General features: G+C 46.1%; 18 protein-coding genes. 11 read left to right on the forward strand and 7 right to left on the reverse strand.

Annotated elements, in window-relative coordinates:
- Window positions 1–211 precede the first annotated feature (211 nt).
- Window positions 212–1,678 (forward strand): response regulator, encoded by a 1,467-nt coding sequence (locus QUA97_RS17835; RefSeq protein ID WP_194010082.1) that lies wholly within the window; start codon window positions 212–214, stop codon window positions 1,676–1,678.
- Window positions 1,679–1,777: 99 nt separating this feature from the next.
- Here QUA97_RS17835 and hisG read toward each other — a convergent pair whose 3' ends face one another.
- The gene (hisG, locus tag QUA97_RS17840) at window positions 1,778–2,422 is read right to left on the reverse strand and encodes an ATP phosphoribosyltransferase (protein ID WP_194010083.1); all 645 of its coding nucleotides are present in this window, start codon (window positions 2,420–2,422) and stop codon (window positions 1,778–1,780) included.
- A 197-nt stretch (window positions 2,423–2,619) separates the two neighbouring features.
- Between hisG and QUA97_RS17845 the strand changes: the two genes are divergently transcribed.
- The 3 genes from QUA97_RS17845 to rppA all read left to right on the forward strand — a co-directional run bounded on the left by QUA97_RS17845 (window position 2,620) and on the right by rppA (window position 4,514).
- On the forward strand, window positions 2,620–2,889 hold the full coding sequence (locus QUA97_RS17845; RefSeq protein ID WP_194010084.1) for a hypothetical protein: 270 nt from the start codon (window positions 2,620–2,622) through the stop codon (window positions 2,887–2,889).
- Window positions 2,890–2,996: 107 nt separating this feature from the next.
- Entirely contained in the window at window positions 2,997–3,647 is a 651-nt protein-coding gene (locus tag QUA97_RS17850) for a glutathione S-transferase family protein (protein WP_194010085.1), read from the forward strand.
- Between the two features lie 180 nt (window positions 3,648–3,827).
- A complete protein-coding gene (gene rppA, locus QUA97_RS17855) occupies window positions 3,828–4,514 on the forward strand; it encodes a two-component system response regulator RppA (RefSeq protein WP_333195410.1) in 687 nt (228 codons plus the stop codon).
- Window positions 4,515–4,629: 115 nt separating this feature from the next.
- Here rppA and QUA97_RS17860 read toward each other — a convergent pair whose 3' ends face one another.
- Window positions 4,630–5,517, reverse strand: coding sequence for a metallophosphoesterase (locus QUA97_RS17860; RefSeq protein ID WP_194010087.1), 888 nt, complete (start codon window positions 5,515–5,517; stop codon window positions 4,630–4,632).
- A 1,018-nt stretch (window positions 5,518–6,535) separates the two neighbouring features.
- Between QUA97_RS17860 and QUA97_RS17865 the strand changes: the two genes are divergently transcribed.
- Together QUA97_RS17865 and QUA97_RS17870 are read left to right on the forward strand one after the other, a co-directional pair.
- Entirely contained in the window at window positions 6,536–6,766 is a 231-nt protein-coding gene (locus tag QUA97_RS17865; protein ID WP_194067868.1) for a type II toxin-antitoxin system Phd/YefM family antitoxin, read from the forward strand.
- Window positions 6,751–7,155 (forward strand): type II toxin-antitoxin system VapC family toxin, encoded by a 405-nt coding sequence (locus tag QUA97_RS17870; protein ID WP_333195413.1) that lies wholly within the window; start codon window positions 6,751–6,753, stop codon window positions 7,153–7,155. Before QUA97_RS17865 ends, QUA97_RS17870 begins: the two co-directional genes overlap by 16 nt.
- Window positions 7,156–7,251: 96 nt before the next feature.
- On the opposite strand, the gene QUA97_RS17875 is transcribed toward QUA97_RS17870, so the two are convergent.
- Window positions 7,252–8,613, reverse strand: coding sequence for a serine/threonine-protein kinase (locus QUA97_RS17875; protein ID WP_333195415.1), 1,362 nt, complete (start codon window positions 8,611–8,613; stop codon window positions 7,252–7,254).
- Between the two features lie 294 nt (window positions 8,614–8,907).
- On the opposite strand from QUA97_RS17875, the gene ispG reads away from it, so the two are divergent.
- Window positions 8,908–10,131, forward strand: a complete 1,224-nt coding sequence (ispG, locus tag QUA97_RS17880) for a (E)-4-hydroxy-3-methylbut-2-enyl-diphosphate synthase (protein WP_194067871.1) — start codon at window positions 8,908–8,910, stop codon at window positions 10,129–10,131.
- A gap of 432 nt (window positions 10,132–10,563) precedes the next feature.
- Window positions 10,564–11,919: a carboxyl-terminal processing protease CtpC gene (gene ctpC / locus QUA97_RS17885; RefSeq protein WP_333195417.1), complete on the forward strand. Its 1,356-nt coding sequence runs from the start codon at window positions 10,564–10,566 to the stop codon at window positions 11,917–11,919.
- 93 nt (window positions 11,920–12,012) lie between these two features.
- Here the strand turns inward: ctpC and QUA97_RS17890 are convergent, their stop codons facing one another.
- A complete protein-coding gene (locus QUA97_RS17890; protein WP_333195418.1) occupies window positions 12,013–12,219 on the reverse strand; it encodes a DDE transposase family protein in 207 nt (68 codons plus the stop codon).
- 221 nt (window positions 12,220–12,440) lie between these two features.
- On the opposite strand from QUA97_RS17890, the gene QUA97_RS17895 reads away from it, so the two are divergent.
- Window positions 12,441–14,972, forward strand: coding sequence for a heavy metal translocating P-type ATPase (locus tag QUA97_RS17895; protein WP_333195419.1), 2,532 nt, complete (start codon window positions 12,441–12,443; stop codon window positions 14,970–14,972).
- Window positions 14,973–15,071: 99 nt separating this feature from the next.
- On the opposite strand, the gene QUA97_RS17900 is transcribed toward QUA97_RS17895, so the two are convergent.
- Window positions 15,072–15,419 carry a hypothetical protein gene (locus QUA97_RS17900; protein ID WP_194012637.1) on the reverse strand — a complete coding sequence of 116 codons (348 nt, stop codon included), beginning with the start codon at window positions 15,417–15,419 and terminating at the stop codon, window positions 15,072–15,074.
- A 105-nt stretch (window positions 15,420–15,524) separates the two neighbouring features.
- Between QUA97_RS17900 and tmk the strand changes: the two genes are divergently transcribed.
- Window positions 15,525–16,193 carry a dTMP kinase gene (gene tmk / locus QUA97_RS17905; RefSeq protein ID WP_333195420.1) on the forward strand — a complete coding sequence of 223 codons (669 nt, stop codon included), beginning with the start codon at window positions 15,525–15,527 and terminating at the stop codon, window positions 16,191–16,193.
- A gap of 240 nt (window positions 16,194–16,433) precedes the next feature.
- Window positions 16,434–17,399, forward strand: a complete 966-nt coding sequence (locus tag QUA97_RS17910; protein ID WP_194070959.1) for a DNA polymerase III subunit delta' — start codon at window positions 16,434–16,436, stop codon at window positions 17,397–17,399.
- 542 nt (window positions 17,400–17,941) lie between these two features.
- Here the strand turns inward: QUA97_RS17910 and QUA97_RS17915 are convergent.
- Together QUA97_RS17915 and dnaK are read right to left on the reverse strand one after the other, a co-directional pair.
- Window positions 17,942–18,454: a DUF4112 domain-containing protein gene (locus QUA97_RS17915; protein ID WP_194012690.1), complete on the reverse strand. Its 513-nt coding sequence runs from the start codon at window positions 18,452–18,454 to the stop codon at window positions 17,942–17,944.
- Between the two features lie 438 nt (window positions 18,455–18,892).
- The gene (gene dnaK, locus QUA97_RS17920; RefSeq protein WP_194070961.1) at window positions 18,893–20,791 is read right to left on the reverse strand and encodes a molecular chaperone DnaK; all 1,899 of its coding nucleotides are present in this window, start codon (window positions 20,789–20,791) and stop codon (window positions 18,893–18,895) included.
- Between the last annotated feature and the right edge of the window lie 237 nt (window positions 20,792–21,028).

Below are 21,028 nucleotides of genomic sequence, written 5' to 3' on the forward strand. Positions count from 1 at the left end.
CTCTTTTCAGGAGAGGAAAAGGTCAAGAATACAACACAATCTGTTCTGGACGCTATTAAACTAAAAAAATCGGGTTTTTGACCCGATTAAAAATCTGGACGCAGTATTATCGGAAAAAATCCGATTTCTAGGCGATCGTCCGTCAATCCTTGCTAAATACCTCAATTTTTCGTCCTTGCCGGTCGGTGACAAACTTTACCTATCAGATTCCATGTCAAACAAGTCGCCCTGCATCATGTTGGTTGATGACGAGCCAGATAATCTGACTTTACTCCAAGAGTTATTGCAAGTCGAAGGATACACCACAGTATCAGCGCTATCTGGCGATGAAGCGCTCTCCCTCGCGCGCACATTTCGACCAGATTTAATTTTACTTGATATTATGATGCCGGATATGGACGGTTTTGATGTCTGCGAGATCCTGCGTAAGGATACGGCTTTACAAACTGTACCGGTGATTTTTTTGACTGCCCTCAGTGACGACACCTCTCGCCTCAAAGGGTTAGAAAGGATGGCAGATGATTATTTAACAAAGCCTTTTAACAGTTGCTTGCTGCTGGCAAAAATTAAAAATATTTTGCAGTTGAGCCAAATGCGATCGCAAGTTGTAACTTCCCAATTCAACCAGCAAGTCACAGAAAAAAGCCAGCGCCAAATCGCCGCAGCTTGGGAGGCTAGCGAATATATTGCCGAAAAATTTCAGCTATTTGTACCGGAGCAGATTCTCACACGAATTGCCCCAAAAGGCATAGAATCGATTCAATTGGGAAATGTCACAGAAGAAGAGCTGACTATTCTATTTTGCGACATTCGCGGGTTTACGACGATCGCAGAATCTCAACCAGCCCACGAAACCTTTGAATGGTTGAACGCTTTTTTTACTAAAATGAACGATTGCATCACGTCCCACGGCGGGTTTATTGACAAATACCTAGGCGATGCCATCATGGCAGTATTCGATCTGCCGACTTCTCACGCTATAAATGCGATCGAAGCCGCAGTAGCCATGCAAGAAAGTTTGCAGGAATTTAATGCCGATCGCCATAAATACAATTTAGAATATCCCGTCAACATCGGTACAGGAATTAACACCGGGATCGGCATGATCGGCACCTTGGGTTCCGATCGCCGGATGGACTCTACAGTCATCGGCGATGTAGTAAATACAGCTTCTCGCTTAGAAAATTTAACTAAAATATATGGCTGCCAAATTATTGTTAGCGAAAATGCGATCGTTCACGCCAGAGAATTTCTAAATAACATAAGTCCGAATTCAAACTCAAAAGAAAGTCTATTATTAAAGTGCGACTTGGAAGCAAAAACAGCAGAAAGCATGATTGCAAATTCTCACGCGAAAGCAGCCTGCAGCCATTCAGCCAGCAATAATTATTACTATCGCTGGATCGATAGAGTAACCCCGCGCGGCAAGCAGCAAGCTATTGAAATCTACGAAATCTGGCCCGCATCCAGTCCAGACTCCCAGGCTAAGCAGCTTACCCAGGCTTTATTTGACAAAGGAATTCAAGGATGGCAAGCCCAAAAATTTGTCGCCGCCCTAGGATACTTTCAGCAACTAATCGAACAAAACCCTGCAGATACAGTCGTCAGTTTTTATATAGATAAATGCCGGGAAAAACTAGGTCTTATACCTGCCAATAGCAGCTCGGAAATAAGCTAAATAAAACCGTTGCTAGTAAGGACTTCAGTCATCATATTTAACAATAATGACTAAGTTCCTTACTCCGAACCGATAAAAATATTCTAACTTAAACCCACATCAAACCGTCGTCAAAACTTGCTCCCTCAACTTCCCAATCAACTCATTAACTCCCCCAGAATTCAAACGGTAACTCAAAGGATGACCGATCAAATAAGCCGAACTTTCAAACAAAATATCAATCTCCACCAAACCATTTTCCCGCAAAGTTTTCCCAGTCGAAACCAAATCCACAATAGCCTCCGACATACCCGTAATCGGCCCCAACTCCACAGAACCGTAAAGCGGCACAATTTCCACCGGCAAGTTCAAATTGTGAAAATATTCCCTCGCACAGTTGACGAACTTAGAAGCAACTCTACCGTGAGGTGGCAAATCCACACTTCGCCGATAGGAACTAGATTCCTTCACCGCCACCGACAGCCGGCACTTGCCAAATTGTAAATCAATTAAATTAGCAACTTTCGGTTTTTTTTCCCGCAAAACATCATAACCGGCAATCCCCAAATCAGCTTGACCGTATTCCACATAAACAGGCACGTCGTGCGTCCTGACTAGCAAAGCTTTTGCTGTTCCGGTGGGGTCATAAATTTGAAGTTGTCGGTTAGAGGAATCTAGAAAAGCGCTGAAGTCTAATCCAACCGATTTAAACAGCCGAATGCTATCTCCTAACAATCCGCCTTTGGGAAGTGCAACAGTAATCATGTCAATTTTTAAAGTGTAAATTGCTCAATTTGGGAAGGGGCGATCGCGGCACAAGCATAAACAGCTTTTGCCAAACTCAGAATAACACATATAGTTCACAGTTAAAAATAAATTTACGCTATTGCTGGATCCTTTGTTTTGGTATATATTATATTTAGTAAGTTTTTATAGAGTCACTTTTTTAAAGGGCGGTCAGTATGGAAAAAAATCAAGAATTTGACAGTCAAGAATTTGACGAAGAATTTCACAGTGTAGACCCGGATTCCCTGAAAGTTACAGTAGATGAAATTCTCTCAGGCGGCGGTCTAGAGGCAGAGGAAATGGATTATACAGTAGCCGTACCTACCGCTAACCACCCCAGAATCCCCAGGCTCAGAGGTTTCTCATCTCAGTTGAAATTAAGCGTGTTCGATGACACCACCCGATCGCAGTTTGCCGAAAAACGCGGAACGCTGGGAGGTTGTTAATGTAAGATGCTTGCAGAGGCTGTTGCACAGAACTGGACTATCCTTTGTGTATTCAACTCTAAAACTGAAAATTGAACGGGCGATCGCAAATAACTCACAGCTAAACTATGACCGAATTGACTCTTGTTATTGGCAACAAAAATTATTCCTCTTGGTCGCTGCGTGCTTGGCTGGTGATGAAACAAGCTGGACTAGAATTTACGGAAGTGAGAATCCCCCTAGACGGGCCGACAAGCCACGCGGAAATTCGGCGCTATTCTCCCTCGGGAAAAGTGCCTGTTTTAATCGACGGCGACTTGAAAGTGTGGGAATCTTTAGCAATTTGCGAGTATGTTGCCGATCGCTACGCGCATCATTTGTGGCCTGCAGATATCGCCCAAAGGGCGATCGCCCGTTCCATCTGCGCTGAAATGCACGCGGGGTTTCAAAATCTGCGCCAAAATATGCCGATGGACTGCCGCAACCGCTATCCCGGAGAAGGAATGACTGCCAGTGTCGAAGCAGAGATCTACCGCATCTTTACCCTGTGGCACGAATGCCGTCAAAACTTCGGAACAGGTGGCCCTATGTTGTTCGGAAAATTCACAATTGTTGACGCTATGTTTGCTCCCATCGTCCTGCGTTTTGTCACCTACGGAGTCAAATTCAATGCAGAGGGAAAAGCTTATGCTGATGCGATTTTAGCAATTCCTGCAATCCAGGAATGGCTAGCAGCAGCTTACAGCGAATCAGAAAATATTCCACATTTTAAAATATAGCAAAAATCAGTTTGCTTAACCTAAGCATTCCTAAACTTAACCTCACGGCAGACAAAGCAACCGCAGGGGGAAAATCCCTACAAAACCTACTTGTCTGCAAGCTTCCTGTAATTCATGCTTAAATCTGACATCTAAAACTTGTTTTGAGCGAAGTCGAAAAAACTAAAATGTAAAATCAAGATGCGGATTCTCTTAGTTGATGATGAAGTTGAGTTGACTGACCCTTTGAGTCGAGTTTTAAGCCGCGAAGGTTATACAGTTGATGTGGCAATTGACGGCGCGACAGGCAGCAATTTAGCAATGCAGAAATCTTACGATTTGCTAATCTTAGATTGGATGCTTCCCAGACAAACCGGACTGGCAATTTGTCAGCAATTGCGATCGCAAGGACGGAATACACCAGTGCTATTTCTCACCGCCAAAGATACCCTAGACGATCGCGTCAAAGGACTCGATGCCGGCGCAGACGACTATATAGTTAAACCCTTTGAACTGCGAGAACTGCTAGCCAGAGTCCGCGCCTTGCTGCGACGCCCCCCTACTTTTGATGCCGAGGTGGCTGTCGGGCGGCTGCAAGTTGCAGACTTACAGCTAGACTACGACAATCAAATTGCTTATCGGGGCGATCGGACAATTGACCTATCAGAAAAAGAATGTCAGTTATTAGAATACTTAATGCGCCATCCCGGTCAATTGCTAACACACGAACAAATCCACCAATACTTGTGGAGTGAAACAGATAAACCCAGCAGCAACGTATTAGCCGCTCAAATTCGCCTGCTGCGACGTAAAATAGAAGCCCCAGGCGAATCCACCCTAATTAACACAGTCTACGGTAGAGGCTATCGCTTTGGAGAAGGCAGTTAATAATAATTGCCCAAAAAATCTCGTAGATGCAGGCGGCGGTTGAAACTCCGCAAGAATCAAACTATCCTCCGCCTCCGCAGACACAAGAAAACAACCTAAATTTAACCGTCAGTCTTCAACCCGTTCCCGTCGGGTGCAAGTCTCGCGTAGAAGCCGTTTCAACCGCCCCCTGTTCTTGACAAATCAAAGTAATTACTGACACCTCCGGCCGACAAAATAGCCTCCCTGGCGCATAAGTTCCCAAACCGCGATTCACGTACAGCAAATTACTCCCAACCCGATGCAAACCGCTAGCCCATTCCCAGTGACTAACTACTCTATCGCAAGCCGACAGAAGAGGAATCCACTTTCGGATTGGTTGAGGAATCAAATAGCCAATTTTTCTCACCCAAGCATACAAAGGCCCGATACCGGGAATCACAATTTGACCGCCGTGAGTGTGCCCGGAAAACTGCAAATCAATCCGCCACTTTTGCAGCTTTTCAGCAGTATCAGGATTGTGAGACAATACAATCCGAGAAATCCCCGGATTTATTGATGTCATTACAGGTTCAGGCTTAAAATCGCCCGACCAAAAATCTGCCAACCCAACTAAAGCCAACTCAGCCCCCAAAGGATAAATGGCTTCGTTGTATAACACCCGAATACCTGCGTTATTCAAAGCATTAGCAACCTCAATTTTTGCCCCCGGCCAATAGTGGTCGTGATTCCCCAAAACCGCATAAATCCCCATCCGACTTTGCAACTTTTTCAATCGCTGCACTAAGTCGTGAATAGGTGCCGGATCGAAGGTAATAAAATCCCCCGTTAAAAAAATTAAATCTGGTTCGGCTTCATTAGCCGCCGCAATTGCCTCTTCTAGCAACCATTCCGACAGCCGCACCCCGTCATAGTGAAAGTCAGTAAGCTGTACAATTTTAGTACCCGATAGATTTGCTGGAAAATTTGCGATCGGTATTGTTAAACAGTCTACCTGCAGTTTCCCAGTGAATAACCTGTGCATAAATCTAACGTTTATTGACAGAGCGCAACCTCTAGTTTAGCAAATAAACAGGCAAGACTGCAAAAGTAGATATTATTCCTTCTTTCTTTTGCCATCTGACTAATAACTACTAAGTGCTGAATACTAGCTAATGATATCAATTCCGGTTGCCCTCATACCGGAATTGTTGACTGTTGACTGTTGACTGTTGACTGTTGACTGTTGATTCGGGTCTAAAAACTGAATGGTTGACTGTTGACTGTTGACTCAATTTCATTATTCCAATGCCACCGGAAACGATATGACTGAGCGGCAAGGTGCAACCTAAGCACGATATTAATAACTAAAGTCCTCACTACAAACATTTTTTATTGCGATTAATTGACCGGACATCATTTTAGGCGATCGGCTGCGCGGGAGAAAAAAAACTATATAATGGCGGTTAAGCTGTTGTGGCATTTAAATTGAATGTCAAAAAAATATAACTTTTGTGGGGGTGTCCCGCCCGCCCTGAATATGCAATGTTTATTTGCGCGATAGCTTACTGGTGTGGCGGGTGGGTTGGGCGATCGTCCATTTGGCTGCAATTACGCTCATGGCGATGTTTTTTGATTGCTTTTTAATTTTTTATTGTAGCTGATTTTTGATTTTAGGCGATCGGCGATTGAAATTGTTTCTTGTCAAACGAAGTTTTAGCAGAGGGGGACTGAAGAATCAACCCGATATTAAAGCAGGATTTGCTATGATATCGAATGTGGCTTAAATGCCTCTTTGTATCCAATTAATCCATCGATTCGCATCTGGCAGATAAATCGCCTCTAAAGCTTTCACCATAGATTAAGTATAGCTTTTCTCATAAAGATGAGGTACGATTGGGTAAAAGTTAATCAGGAAAAAAAGAATTGCTCGCCTCGCACCTCCTTTAACTCAAAAGCTTCATAGTCCCTGCGATTGCTTTCTTGAATCGCAATGACATCCTTTGCTCAGTGAACCGTATTGAGATATAATATAGTTTGAACACAACACCAATCATTGTCCTATGAAAACCATAGACAAAAGTCAATTAACAGCTCAATTACTAGAATTTTTGCGACTTGTCGAGCTTGAAGGCGAAGAAATTTTAGTGATGGATGGCAATAAACCAGTTGTGAGAATTTCTCAGTATGAAAAGTCTGTTTCAACTGAAGAATTATTTAAGGATATGCGGGGAAAAGTAAAATATTTTGAAGATTTAACTGCGCCAACAACTGAAGAATGGCAGGAAGTATGACAGTTGTCCTTGATACCTGCGCTCTCATCTGGTGGAGTTTAGATCCAGAGAAACTTTCTCAATCGGCAAAAGATGCTTGTCAGCAGATGGAACAAGAAAAAAATGGTTTAGTTCCATCAACGGCCATCTGGGAAATAGCTATCAAGATCAAAAATCATAAGTTAGATTTAGGAGTAAGTATTGATGACTATATCGCTACTTTAAAAAAGTCTAATGTTATTCGGATCGTTCCAATTGATGAGGACATTTGGCTAGAAAGTGTCAAATTAGAATGGGAACACCGAGATCCAGCAGATAGAGTGGTTGTAGCAGTTGCCAAAAGAAGTCAAGCTGCTATTATTACAGCCGATCAAAAAATAGCTAATTTCTACTCTTTAGTAATTTGGTAAATCGAATGTGCCAGGTATAGGAAACGTAGAACAGGCGCGGTTTCGTGGTTCAAGCGTTGGTTATAAATCTTCACGAAACCCTGTAACGCTTAGATGTTAAATATTACAAGTATCAAAGCGATAGAATAGATACCCTCTCCTACCATTCAACCAACCAATCCTACCTCGCGGGAGTTGTCCTGGTGTTTTGGTGTCAAATTTTAAATCTTCATACAACAACCAGTTATTCTGTACACCCCAAAACCAGTTATTCTGTACACGCCAACCTACCCGATCGCCAAAAGCTGCCCAAATTTTCCGATCGTATTCTCTGCTTCCCCCCAGACTTTCATAGATGCGTTTCTGCACCGAAAAGCCGAAACGTCCGTTACTGTATTTTACCCAAAGTTGGTCAATAGTTCGTAAGTCTTCACAGGGAAATCGATCGATATCTTCACCCCTCAGCCAGCCATCCTTTGTTCTCCCCGCTACTTCCAGCATCTTATTCACCGTTTCCTCGTCCGCCTCTTGCCACTTTCCGCTAGCCAACAGCCGATCGAGTTGACGATAATCAACTCCTTTTGCTGAAATCAAATTTACAGGTTGTGACGCGGGCTGCGGGCTAGGAATCGTTGGTGAAACACCCCCTCTTTGCCCCCGATTGCCGGGGGATTGGGGAAGCATAGCCAACCATTTTTGAACCGACTGAGGGCGCTTTGTCTCATCCATTTCCATCCCTTTCATAATTGCTCGATTCACCCCATCGCTAATATTAGGATTAATCTGAAACGGCGGCTTTAAAGGATCATTGAAAGCCCTCATAAATGCAGCAGTTGGTGGTGTTTTCGTTAGCAAATAGTATAGCGTTGCTGCCAGAGCATAAACATCTGTGTACTCAGCAAATCTGCCCATTTCCCCGTACTGTTCGGGAGGCGCAAAACCATGTGTTAATCCCAAAGTCATTTGTTGAGTGCGATCGGGAATAAAACCCCGTGCCAAACCAAAGTCAATCAAAACTGCATCAAAATTGTCGCGTACCATAATATTTTGTGGCTTGATATCCCGGTGTAGCAAACCTTTTTCGTGAACAACTATTACGGCTTCTCCTGCTTTGCGGATGTAGTTTAAAGCTTCGGTTTCCCACAGGATACCGCGCTTTTCTACCAATTTCCACAAATCTTCCCCTGCCACATATTCCATCGCAATACAGGGCAAATCACCATCAATGAAATAGTTGTCTATTTGCACAATATTGGGATGTTTGCACAAAGATAGCAGTAGCGCCTCATCCCGGAATTTGTCCCGAAACCAGGCAAAATTTCGATCGCTCAATAATTCATCTTTCAGCGTTTTGATGACAACCCGCTGCCTGTTTTGCGCCTTCTGCGCTAGGTACGTGACCCCAAAGCCGCCCTCACCTAACTTGCCTTCAATGATATACCGATCGCCATTTAAGCGCTGCCCCGGTGTCCAAATCATTCCCCTCACCGCCAACCAATATTAATTTTTATCTCGGCCTAGCCTGTATTTTAACTGTATTTTCTAAGTGCGGTTTAGTTCCACGGGCCCAACTTCAGTTCGCCTTCCCGGTGATGGTTGGCTTTTAGTTCGATCGCCCTTTTCCGACATAATTCGATCGACAAATTCGCAGCAATCTCATTAAGAATCCTAAATCCCAAAACCTGTTTACCCAAACAGACCCTTTCTATGGCAACCTAAAAAACAGCAGACACAATTTTATAGACCTTCGTAACAAAACTCTACCAATCAACTATGCAAACTCTGCCGAATCCAACCAAAACCCCCAACCCTCAGCCGATTTTCGACACCAGCATCAAACGCCGCAAAACCCGTCCCGTCAAAGTCGGCAGCATCACCATCGGCGGAGGCAACCCAGTCGTCGTACAATCGATGATTAACGAAGACACCCTCGACATCGACGGTTCAGTCGCAGGAATTCGGCGATTGCACGAGATTGGCTGCGAAATCGTCCGCGTTACCGTGCCCAGCATGGCCCACGCCAAAGCTTTAGCCGAAATCAAGCAAAAATTGCAAGCAACCTACCAAGCCGTGCCCCTGGTTGCCGATGTCCACCACAACGGCATGAAAATTGCCCTGGAAGTAGCCAAACACGTAGACAAAGTGAGAATCAATCCCGGACTTTACGTGTTCGAGAAGCCGAAAGCCGACAGAACCGAATACACTGACGCGGAATTCGCGGAAATTGGCGAAAAAATCCGCGAAACCCTGGAACCTCTGGTGATTTCCCTGCGCGATCAAGGTAAAGCTTTGCGAATCGGTGTCAATCACGGTTCCCTCGCCGAACGGATGCTGTTTACCTACGGCGACACCCCCGAAGGCATGGTAGAATCCGCCCTAGAATTTATCAGAATTTGCGAATCCCTCGACTTCCGCAACATCGTGATTTCGCTGAAAGCCTCCCGCGCGCCGGTGATGGTGGCTGCTTACCGCTTGATGGCGCACCGGATGGACGAACTGGGCATGGATTACCCGCTGCATTTGGGCGTTACGGAAGCTGGCGATGGCGAATACGGCCGCATTAAATCCACGGCTGGCATCGCCCCGCTGTTGGCTGACGGCATCGGCGACACTATCCGCGTCTCGCTGACAGAGGCCCCAGAAAAGGAAATTCCTGTCTGCTACAGCATTCTGCAAGCCTTGGGATTGCGGAAAACGATGGTTGAGTATGTCGCTTGTCCTTCCTGTGGCCGCACATTGTTTAATTTAGAGGAAGTCTTGCACAAAGTGAGAGAGGCGACGAAGCATCTCACTGGTTTGGATATAGCAGTAATGGGCTGTATTGTCAATGGGCCTGGAGAAATGGCTGATGCTGACTACGGCTATGTCGGGAAGCAACCGGGTTATATTTCTCTGTACCGCGGCCGGGATGAAATTAAGAAGGTTCCTGAGTCTCAGGGTGTGGCAGAATTGATTGATTTGATTAAGTCGGACGATCGCTGGGTTGAACCTGAGTAGGTTTGGGGCGGGCACGATGGGATTGGTGTCAACACAGAGACTGCAACTTTTGAAAAATCTCGCTTCTATCTGAGGCCAGATCCCCCCTTAGCTTGCCCCCTACTCCCCCGGATAGTCGGGGGGGACAAGAGCGATCGAAGTCCCCCTAGCCCCCTTTAAGAAGAGGGGGGGGACAAGAAAGTCTTCTCAAAGTCCCCCGACTATCCGGGGGATTTAGGGGGATCGAGACTTGTGCAGCAGATATACAAAGGATTCTAGGCATTGGCAAATCAACTTCCTACACCCGCGTCCGCATTCAGGCGCGGCGGCCTCGGCTTCGGGAATACAACTCGGCAAAGTTGAATAAATATGTATCCAAAATCCGACCAAGCCTTGCCTGTGTTAGATTGGGCGTGATTATTCTGAAATCTTTTGCTCCGGCGCGTCAGACAAATGGTTATAACAAAACGAGGGCTTATTCTAAGTGCTGCAGCAGTTGCACTCACTGCTGTAACTCTTGTGAACACTGGTTGCAGTTCTAAATCTCTGGCTTCTTTTCGGGGAAGTCCTAAAGAATTGGTTGATGAAGTTTGGCAGATTATTGACAAAAGTTATGTTGATGGCACTTTTAACCAGGTTGACTGGAAAGCGGTGCGAAATGATTATTTGAACCGCACTTATACCAGCGACGATGAAGCTTACAAAGCAATTCGGGAAATGCTGAAGAAGCTGGACGATCCTTATACGCGGTTTATGGATCCTGAAGAGTTCAAAAATATGCAGGTGGAAACTTCTGGGGAATTGACAGGAGTTGGGATTCAGTTGACTCAAGATGAGAAAACTAAAAAATTGGTGGTGATTTCGCCGATCGAGGATACCCCTGCTTTTACTGCTGGTATTCTGGCAAAAGATATCATTACTAAGATTGACGGCAAAACCACTGAAGGTATGGATACGAATCAAGCGGTAACTTTGATTCGCGGCCCGGTAAATAGTAATGTGACTCTGACTATCTTGCGGGACAAAAAGGAAATTGATTTTAAGCTCAAGCGCGCTAAAATTGAAATTCATCCGGTGCGACATTCGGTGCAGAAAAGCCCGATCGGCGAAATCGGCTACATTCGCTTAAATCAGTTTAGTGCGAATGCTGCATCGGAAATGCGATCGGCAATGAAGGATTTGGAACAGAAAAAGGTGACAGGCTATATCCTAGACTTGCGTTCCAATCCGGGCGGGTTGCTGTACGGAAGTATTGAAATTGCTCGGATGTGGCTCAAGGAAGGTACGATCGTCTCGACGGTCGATCGAGTCGGGGAGGCCGACAGACAAACTGCAAACAAGGGAGAGATTACTGACAAACCCTTGGTTGTACTCGTAGACGGAGGTTCAGCCAGTGCTAGCGAGATTCTATCCGGTGCTTTGCAAGACAACAAACGCGCGGTTTTGGTTGGTACAAAGACTTTTGGTAAGGGTTTGGTGCAGTCGGTACGCGGCGTGGGAAATGGTTCGGGTTTGGCGGTGACAATTGCCAAATATTTTACTCCCAACGGCACTGATATCAATCACATGGGAATTAAACCGGATTTTGTGATTGAACTCACCGACGCTCAAAAACAGGAGTTGAGGCGCGATCGCGATAAAATTGCTACGGCGGCAGATCCGCAATACGCGAAGGCTTTAGAAGTTTTGACAAAAGAAGTTACTGGCAAAACAGGGAACGACAAAGCTCAGTTGAAACCCAATTCTGCATCGCCCAAACCGACTACCGCGCAGGCAAAACCGAGTGCAGCACCTTCTAAATCCAAGTAGTTTTTAGTCACCAACAAAAACTCCATCAAAGAAGGACTAAAGTCCTCACTACAAACCTGGTTCGTAGTGAGGACTTTAGTCCTTCAAGTTTATTTATTGCGGTTGACATTTTCCCGCGCGAATTAAACCGATGCGTCGGGCGATCGCATCTTCTGCAGAATCGTAAGGGCCCCACTTGTCTATAATAGTAGGGTCTTGTTCTTCGATTTGGGCGATCTTTTGTGAGGGCTCCGCCAACGGCAAAATCTCGCAATTACCGGCCAGACGTTTGACAATATAATATTTTGGTGTTGGTGTCATAGCTAAATTCGTCAGACAAAAGCTGGATACTAACGAAGCAATTCACTGATTGTATCAAATAGAGATCCGCTTTCAACCGGGCAATTAATAAGAATTAAAAAAAACTAACACTTTCGGGAGATGCCGCCAAATTTATCTACTATCAAAATACAAGCATTTGTCTGAACAGTACATCCAAATATTTCCGAAATACAAAAACCTACTCATCTATACAAAAAAAAATGCAATTTGTCCCCAAAACAATCTCCGAAAATCAACCAGAAATCATCCCAATTAAAGAATCCCCGCCGCCAGAACTTGTGACTTTCGATGTCAGCGGGATGAAATGTGCCGGCTGCGCCAAAGCAGTTGAACGCCAACTCATGCAGCATTCAGGTGTAATTTCAGCTTGCGTTAACTTAGCAGTAGAAGTTGCAACGGTTGAATGCCAACCGGGGGCTGTCGATGCAGAAGCTTTAGCAAAAAAGTTGACTGATAATGGATTTCCCTCTGTGTCTCGGTTAGGTGGAAATCAGCAAGAAGCCGAAGCGGCAACAGTTGAACGGCGGCGGCAAGAAATTCGACAGCAAATCAATCAATTGTCGATCGCCCTTATCCTAATTATTCTATCCGGTTTAGGTCACATACTCGGCACCAAAGCCCCAATTCTCAGCAACATCTGGTTTCACTGGGGACTCGCCACCCTCGCATTGCTGCTACCTGGCCGCCCGATTATCGTTGACGGCTGCCGCAGTTTGTGGCGAAACGCACCCAACATGAATACTTTAGTAGCTTTAGGCGCTGTCACAGCTTACACCGCTAGCAACGCGGCGCTGCTGTTTCCGCAGATGGGATGGGAGTGCTTTTTTGACGAACCAGTGATGCTGCTGGGCTTTATTTTGTTGGGTAAAACTCTCGAACAGCAAGCCAGACGGCGCGCTGCATCAGCTTTGCAAGCTTTAATCGCATTGCAGCCGGCAACAGCCCGCTTAGTTGATTTTAAACTGCCGATTTTAAATTTAGACTCGGAAGAATTGCCCCCAAACTCGACATCTCAACTCTACAATCCACAATACATTGAAATTCCAGCCGATCGCGTCCGAGTCGGAGAATGGCTGCAAGTTTTACCAGGGGAAAAAATTCCCGTAGACGGCGAAGTCTGCGAAGGTAAAACAACTGTAGATGAATCGATGTTGACTGGCGAATCGATGCCTGTTTTGAAACAACCAGGAGATACAGTCGCAGCGGGAACTATCAATAAATCCGGCGCAATTGTGATGCGCGCAACTCGCACCGGTCAAGAAACAACTGTAGCTCAAATGGTGGCTTTGGTGCAAGCAGCCCAAACTCGCAAAGCGCCGATTCAAAATTTAGCTGATACTGTCGCCGGATATTTTGTATATGGGGTTATGGCGATATCGGCTTTAACTTTCCTATTTTGGTATTTTGCCGGAACTCATATTTGGCCTTCTGTGCTTTTAGAACACGATATGGGGCATGGGGCATCGGGCATGGGGCATGGGGCATGGGGCATGGTAAACCAATTACCAATTACCAATTACCAATTGCCTATTATCCATTATCAATCTTCTGTGTTGTTAAGTTTGAAATTGGCGATCGCAGTTTTAGTTGTCGCTTGTCCTTGCGCCTTGGGACTTGCTACCCCAACTGCAATTTTAGTCGGTTCTGGTATCGGCGCGGAGCGCGGACTTTTAATTCGCGGTGGCGATGTTTTAGAACGAGTGCATCAATTAGATACGGTGGTTTTTGACAAGACGGGCACTCTCACAACCGGCAATCTTACACTCACTGATTATTTGCCGATTTTCCAGAATTCGGATTGGGATTTGAACTCGGATATTAATGTGGGAAACAGCCAAGATGTTGCTTCCACAATTGCCACAATTGACTCAAAACTGCTGCAAATTGCCGCAGCGGTGGAAAGGGGCGCTTGTCATCCCATCGCCGCAGCGATTTTGCTGGAAGCGCAACAGCAAGGTTTGCCGCTGCTGGCTGCTGAGGATTTCTACACGGAACCGGGATTAGGGGTTTCTGCTTTGGTTGAGGGGCGGCGGGTGTTCGCGGGGAATGCCGCGTGGATGAGGGAGCAGGGCGTGGCTGTGGCTGCAGAACTTTTGGAGTCTTGCCAAGGCAAAACGGCGGTTTTCGTTGCTTCTGGGGGCGTTTTGCTGGGGGTAATCGGGCTAAAAGATACTCTGAGGCCGGATGCGAAGGCGGCGGTGGAACGTTTGCGGGAGATGGGATTGCGGGTGATGATGCTGACGGGGGATACGGAGGAGGCGGCGGCGGTGGCGCAGCAGCAGCTAGGTTTGGCGGCGGCTGATGTTTTGGCCCAAGTGCGGCCGGATGGGAAGGCGAGGGCGATCGCCAGTTTGCAAGCTCAAGGCTGTAAAGTGGCTGTGGTGGGGGATGGCATCAATGATGCGCCTGCTTTGGCTCAAGCTGATGTCGGTATCGGTTTGCACTGCGGCACTGATGTGGCTGTGGAGACGGCTCAAATTGTGCTGATGCGAAATGCTTTGATGGATGTTGTTGAGTCGATCGACCTCGGTCGCGCTACTTTTAATAAGATTCGCCAAAATTTATTCTGGGCTTTTGTTTACAATACTCTGGGAATTCCAGTTGCAGCCGGTATCTTGCTACCTGCAACCGGAATTCTACTCACTCCTGCGGCGGCCGGTGCATTTATGGCCTTTAGTTCTGTTAGCGTTGTGACAAATTCTTTGTTGCTGCGCCGGGGATTTCGAGCTTAAATGTAGGGCTGGCAGATAAAAGTCATCAGTCATTGGTCATTAGCCACAAACTAATGACTGATGACTGATGACTGATGACTCATGACTAATGACTGATGGCTACAGTGCCATACTTTCCAAGAGCCGCCAATTATTGTTTTTCATAATTGAATGACTGACTAGCTCGAACATTTGACGGCAGTGGTTATTGGTTTGCAGTGGTAGTTCCTCGTTTTTAATCACGAAGTTCATGCGAACCTCTGAGTCGCTGGCCGTGTTTTTTTCGATTAGGACTTCTGCTGTGACAAGTTTCGGAATCGAAACTTGACCGGGAATTTCGCGAGCCATGAGGGAATCTCCTGTATTGTAGATAATATCAAGATTGCATGACTCTAAAATTTCAATCAGAGACTGACGGAGACGGTCGATCGGAACGGCAACGATAAAAAAACCAGTATAGCGAGCCATAGAAAACTCCAGCCGTGAGGCATTTAGACTTTCTTATCATACCGAACCTAGAAGAGATCGACAGTACAATATGGATTTATTTTATTTAGATGGAAAGTTAGGCTCATGAAGGGTAAATTTATTGTGTTTGAGGGCGGCGAAGGTGCGGGTAAAACTACTCAAATGCAGCGGTTGATACATTGGCTGCAATCAAGTTGCTATTTGAAAGTCGGGTTGGTGGCTACTCGCGAACCGGGGGGGACTGAGCTCGGAAAGCAACTGCGACATTTATTGCTTAAACAAGATTCTGGAGAATTGGTATCGGAGATGGCAGAATTACTGATGTATGCGGCCGATCGCGCTCAGCACGTCGAAACTTTTCTGAAACCAGAGTTATCTAAGGGAACGATTGTCTTGTGCGATCGCTTTACTGACTCTACGATTGCTTATCAGGGCTACGGCCGCGGTCTTAAGTTAAATTTAATTAAGCAGTTGAATGAAATTGCCACGGGCGGCTTGCAAAGCGATCTGACTTTGTGGCTGGATATTGACGTGGAAGCGGGTTTGGCGAGGGTAAGGGCTCGGGGAGAGCGCGATCGGATGGAGCAAGCTGATTTGAACTTTCACCGCCTCGTGCAGCAAGGTTTTGGGGAGTTAGCCGAGGAACATAAATCTCGCATTGTTCGCATAAATGGCGATCGGTCTGAAGATGAAGTCGCCCAGGAAATCCAAACCATTGTAACTCGCAGGCTAGAAGATTGGGGATATTCAAATAACCCCAATTCCGAAAAGTAAGGAATGAAAATTTAATAACTTAAGCGATTGCTCGTTACTTTCGCTCTGCCTGGTAATGCAGATAGGCGAGGAAGAGCCTCCTTATTATCTCGCAACTTATATCAAATCCGTTAACATCGGAATGATTTAACCTTACTAGAACACAGAGAGATTAGAGAGATTAGAGAGAAATGAATAATTCCGTAACGGAATTGATATCAGGGGGCTGTCAACTGTCAACTATCAACTGTCAACTATCACATGGATTATTTCTCATCATTAATCGGACAAAATGGAGCCGTAGAATTACTAACCCAAGCAGTCGATCGCAACCGAATTGCTCCCGGTTATTTATTTGTAGGTTCTAACGGCATCGGCAAAAGTTTAGCCGTTCAGTGTTTCATCGAGCTTTTATTCTCAGTCAATCTTCCCGAAAAACAATCGATCAGCTCCCTGCAAAATCGCGTGCGGCAGCGAAACCATCCAGACTTGCTCTGGGTAGAACCAACTTACATGAACCAAGGCAAACGGCTTTCGGTAAAGGAAGCAGAAGAAGCAGGTTTAAAGCGGAAAGCACCGCCCCAAATCCGCTTAGAACAAATTCGAGAAATCAGTGAGTTTTTGAGCAGACCGCCTCTAGAAGCTGGGCGTTCAGTTGTAGTTTTGCAGCAAGCAGAAACAATGGGCGAGGGAGCGGCTAACGGCTTGTTAAAAACCTTGGAAGAACCGGGAAAAGCAGCCTTAATTTTAATTGCTCCCACTGTGGACGTTTTGCTGCCAACTTTGATTTCTCGCTGTCAAAAAATCCAGTTTTCGCGGCTCAATTCCGAAGCAATGGCACAAGTTTTGCAGCAAGCCGGATTCGCGGAGATTTTATCCCATCCCGAGGTAATGGGGATGGCTCAGGGAAGCCCTGGCGAGGCAATTGCTATTTGGCAGCAACTGCAGTCAATCCCCGATGATTTCCTGCAAAAGGTGAAACAGTTGCCTCAAAATTTGCGGTGTGCTTTGGAATTAGCCAAGGAAATTGATAAAACTTTGGATACTGAATCTCAGTTGTGGTTGATCGATTATTTACAGCATTGTTATTGGCAGCAGTTTTTGACCGGGGGAATTGGTCGATCGCCCTTAGAACCCTTAGAAAAAGCGCGACAATATTTGCTAAACTACGTACAGCCGCGATTAGTTTGGGAATGCACGCTTATGGGAATTTGTCAATCCCTTTGAAATTTGAGATTTGAGATTTTCTCCACAGATTAATCTAGGACTTAGACCTTGACAAAATGACTTTGAGAGGAAATTGATAAATATGACCGATCGGCGTTGCTAGATCGGGATACGATCTCAAATCCTCTCTTCATCGGAATAGTAAATTGACTGTTGACTGTTGACTGTTGACTGTTGACATCATGTATGAGTGCAACCGGAATTGATATGAAACAAATAATATCCTTTCCGTTCAATTAACCAGATTAAGGTTCGTAGTGCGGACTCGCATTCCGCACTGCGAACCTTACTACTAACCTTTTTGGGCACAGGGTTTCCAGGCTATTGTTGGGAGCCAGTTATTTAAATTGATTTAGGATTGCTATAGTAAATTGTTGGTGGCGATCGCCCATTCATCATTCTTACCCTAAAATCTCATATAGCCTTTCTCAAAAAAGTGAGGTATGCCCTATGCCCTATGCCCACGGAGGCCTATGCCCTATGCCCACGGAGGCCTATGCCCTATTCCCGACAGTATCTCATCTTTCGCTTGAAAGGCTATATTACCGTCCAGTAAATACTTGAAATAGCCACCCAAAAAGCATGACACTCAAGAAAATCATGCCTCCCATAATTAAGATCAAACCTAACAGTAAAGCCGCCACAAATAACCAATCGGCTTTTTTACTGGGTTCTGGGGAACCTAAATGAGCGTCCAGCAATTCTATATTTTTGACATTAGCTTTCCAAGCAACATCAAGCAAGTCTCCAGCCACAGGTACTGTACCGGCAACTGTATCAAATACAATGTTAGCTGCCATTTTTATTAAAGTTTCTTGCGGCACTCCCATTTGAGCGGATTTGAAGACAATATAGCCTGCAAAAATCGAACCAACTAAATCGCCACCGCCCGGTATCAGTCCCAATATCGGATCGAGTCCGATGCGGTAACGGGTGCCGGGAATGGGAATTGCATTATCTAGTAAGTGGCTGATTTGGCGGAGTCGTCGCAAGGATGCAGTCTGGGATTTATTTGGGCTATTTGCGGCAGAGTTTTGTAGGGGAGGACGAGACATTTAATTTACTCCTGGTTGCGATCTGATAGCTAGTTTATGATATTTATTCAACCAGTCTGAAGTTTATTGTCGGGAACATCTGATATCTTGCAGCAATGTCAATCAAGGGTTATCTGCTGGGGTGGGGCGGGTTTATTTCAGCTATCTGCAGGTTTAATTCCCTTAGCTAACCGGCCCCTAGGGCTGATTGAAAATGGTGCAAGATGTCAGGATCGTCTCAGCCTCAGAAACCCGGTTTTTGTGGGAAAACCGGATTTGTGGGTAATTCATCACCCAAAAAACCCGGTTTTTCTTCAAAACCGGGTTTCTGGCTTTTAGCTGTCTGTTCTCAGTTTAATCGGGAAAGTCCGATCGCACTTGTTCTGCATTAGACGAATCCTCACCAGCCTGTAAATAGCAGACTCTTCCAGCCTGCTACACAGGAATTATGGGAAATGTCTATTTGTTGCCTTCAGTGAAGTCGGCATCAATCACGTCGTCACCGCCGTCAGTCGGGCCGCCAGTCGGGCCGCCAGTCGGGCCGCCAGTGGAACCGTCAGCTTGCTGGTACAGGTTGCTGCTGACAGCGTAGAACGCTTGCTGCAACTCGGTTGTCAGTGTGTTGATGGCTGTGTCGTCTTCTTTGGCGATCGCCTCCCGCAAGTCTTTAATCAACCCTTCAACTTTAGTCTTGTCAGCATCTGGGACTTTATCGCCCAATTCTGCCAACTGTTTCTCAATTTGATAGGCTAAAGAGTCGCCTTGGTTTTTGCGATCGATCTTTTCGCGACGTTCCTTATCAGCAGTCGCATTTGCTTCGGCTTCCTTCACCATCTTCTCGACTTCATTGCTGGGCAATGTAGAAGCACCGGTAATGCTAATCGATTGTTCCTTGCCAGTACCTTTATCCTTGGCAGCTACATTCAAAATACCGTTAGCGTCGATATCGAAAGTAACTTCAATTTGCGGTACGCCACGGGGAGCCGGCGGAACTCCATCTAAGCGGAAAGTTCCCAAACCTTTGTTGTCAACCGACATTTCGCGTTCGCCTTGCAAAACGTGAATTTCCACGTTTGTTTGGCCATCTACAGCAGTCGAGAAAGTTTCCGACTTCTTAGTAGGAATTGTGGTGTTGCGAGGAATAATTTTGGTCATCACGCCGCCCAAGGTTTCGACACCCAGAGACAGCGGGGTAACGTCAAGCAACAAGATGTCTTTGACTTCACCGGAGAGCACGCCGGCTTGAATTGCTGCACCTACAGAAACCACTTCGTCCGGGTTTACTGTTTGGTTGGGGTCTTTGCCGAGGATTTTTTTGACCAGTTCTTGCACCGCAGGAATCCGCGTAGAACCGCCGACCAAGACAACTTCATTAATTGCAGATTTGTCTAATTTCGCGTCGCGGATTGCGTTTTCTACGGGAATGCGAGAGCGATCGATCAAATCGGAACAGAGTTCTTCAAACTTGGCCCGCGTCAAAGTCGTGTCCAAGTGTTTTGGCCCGTCTTGAGTCGCAGTAATAAACGGCAAGTTGATTTCTGCTTGAGTAACACTCGACAGTTCAATCTTGGCTTTTTCTGCAGCTTCCGTCAGCCGTTGCAGTGCTTGCTTGTCTTTGCGGAGGTCAATTCCTTCGGCTTTTTGGAAGTCATTAGCAATGAAATCGACGATTTTTTTGTCGAAGTCGTCACCGCCGAGGTGAGTGTCTCCACTCGTTGCGAGCACTTCAAATACGCCATCGCCGACTTCGAGAATCGATACGTCGAAAGTACCGCCGCCCAAGTCAAATACCAGGATGGTTTCGTTGCTTTTTTTATCTAATCCGTAAGCTAAAGCTGCGGCTGTAGGTTCGTTAATAATCCGCAGAACTTCTATCCCGGCAATTTTGCCAGCGTCTTTAGTAGCTTGGCGCTGGGAATCGTTGAAGTAGGCGGGCACTGTAATTACCGCTTGGGTAACAGTTTCGCCGAGGTATTTGCTGGCGTCTTCTACGAGTTTCCGCAAAACTTGCGCGGAAATTTCTTCGGGAGCAAATTGTTTGCCGCGGGCGGGACAGTCGAGTTTGACGTTACCGCCGACGTTGAGCACTTGGTACGAAACTTCGGTGGTTTCGTTGGCTACTTCCTCATTTCTGCGTCCGATAAACCGTTTTACTGAGTAAAAGGTGTTTTCGGGGTTCATCACGGCTTGGCGCTTGGCGATTTGTCCGACAAGCTGGTCGCCGTTTTTAGCGTATGCTACTACCGAAGGTGTGGTACGACCCCCTTCGGCGTTGGCTATGACGGTGGGTTTGCCGCCTTCCATAACTGCGACGCAGGAGTTTGTGGTACCTAAGTCAATTCCAACTACTTTTCCCATAGGGGTGTTCCGGCTCCAATCTCTACAAAATTTTGGTTTTCTATCTTTGCGATAGTCTGGTTATTCAGGACTGCGATATTACCTCGCGGTTTACGGGTAGTGAGTCCTGCTTTAATACAGTCTTCGATAGGGTGCTGATCTCTATACTGCGGGCGGTAGACCTTGCGATGAAGGGGTATTTACCGAACCTGTTGAGGGACGGTTGCATCCGTGAGGCTTGCACCGCTACAGTTGCTG

Origin of the sequence: Microcoleus sp. CZ3-B2 (genome assembly GCF_036705055.1) — a bacterium.
In the GTDB taxonomy this organism is placed as follows: domain Bacteria; phylum Cyanobacteriota; class Cyanobacteriia; order Cyanobacteriales; family Microcoleaceae; genus Microcoleus.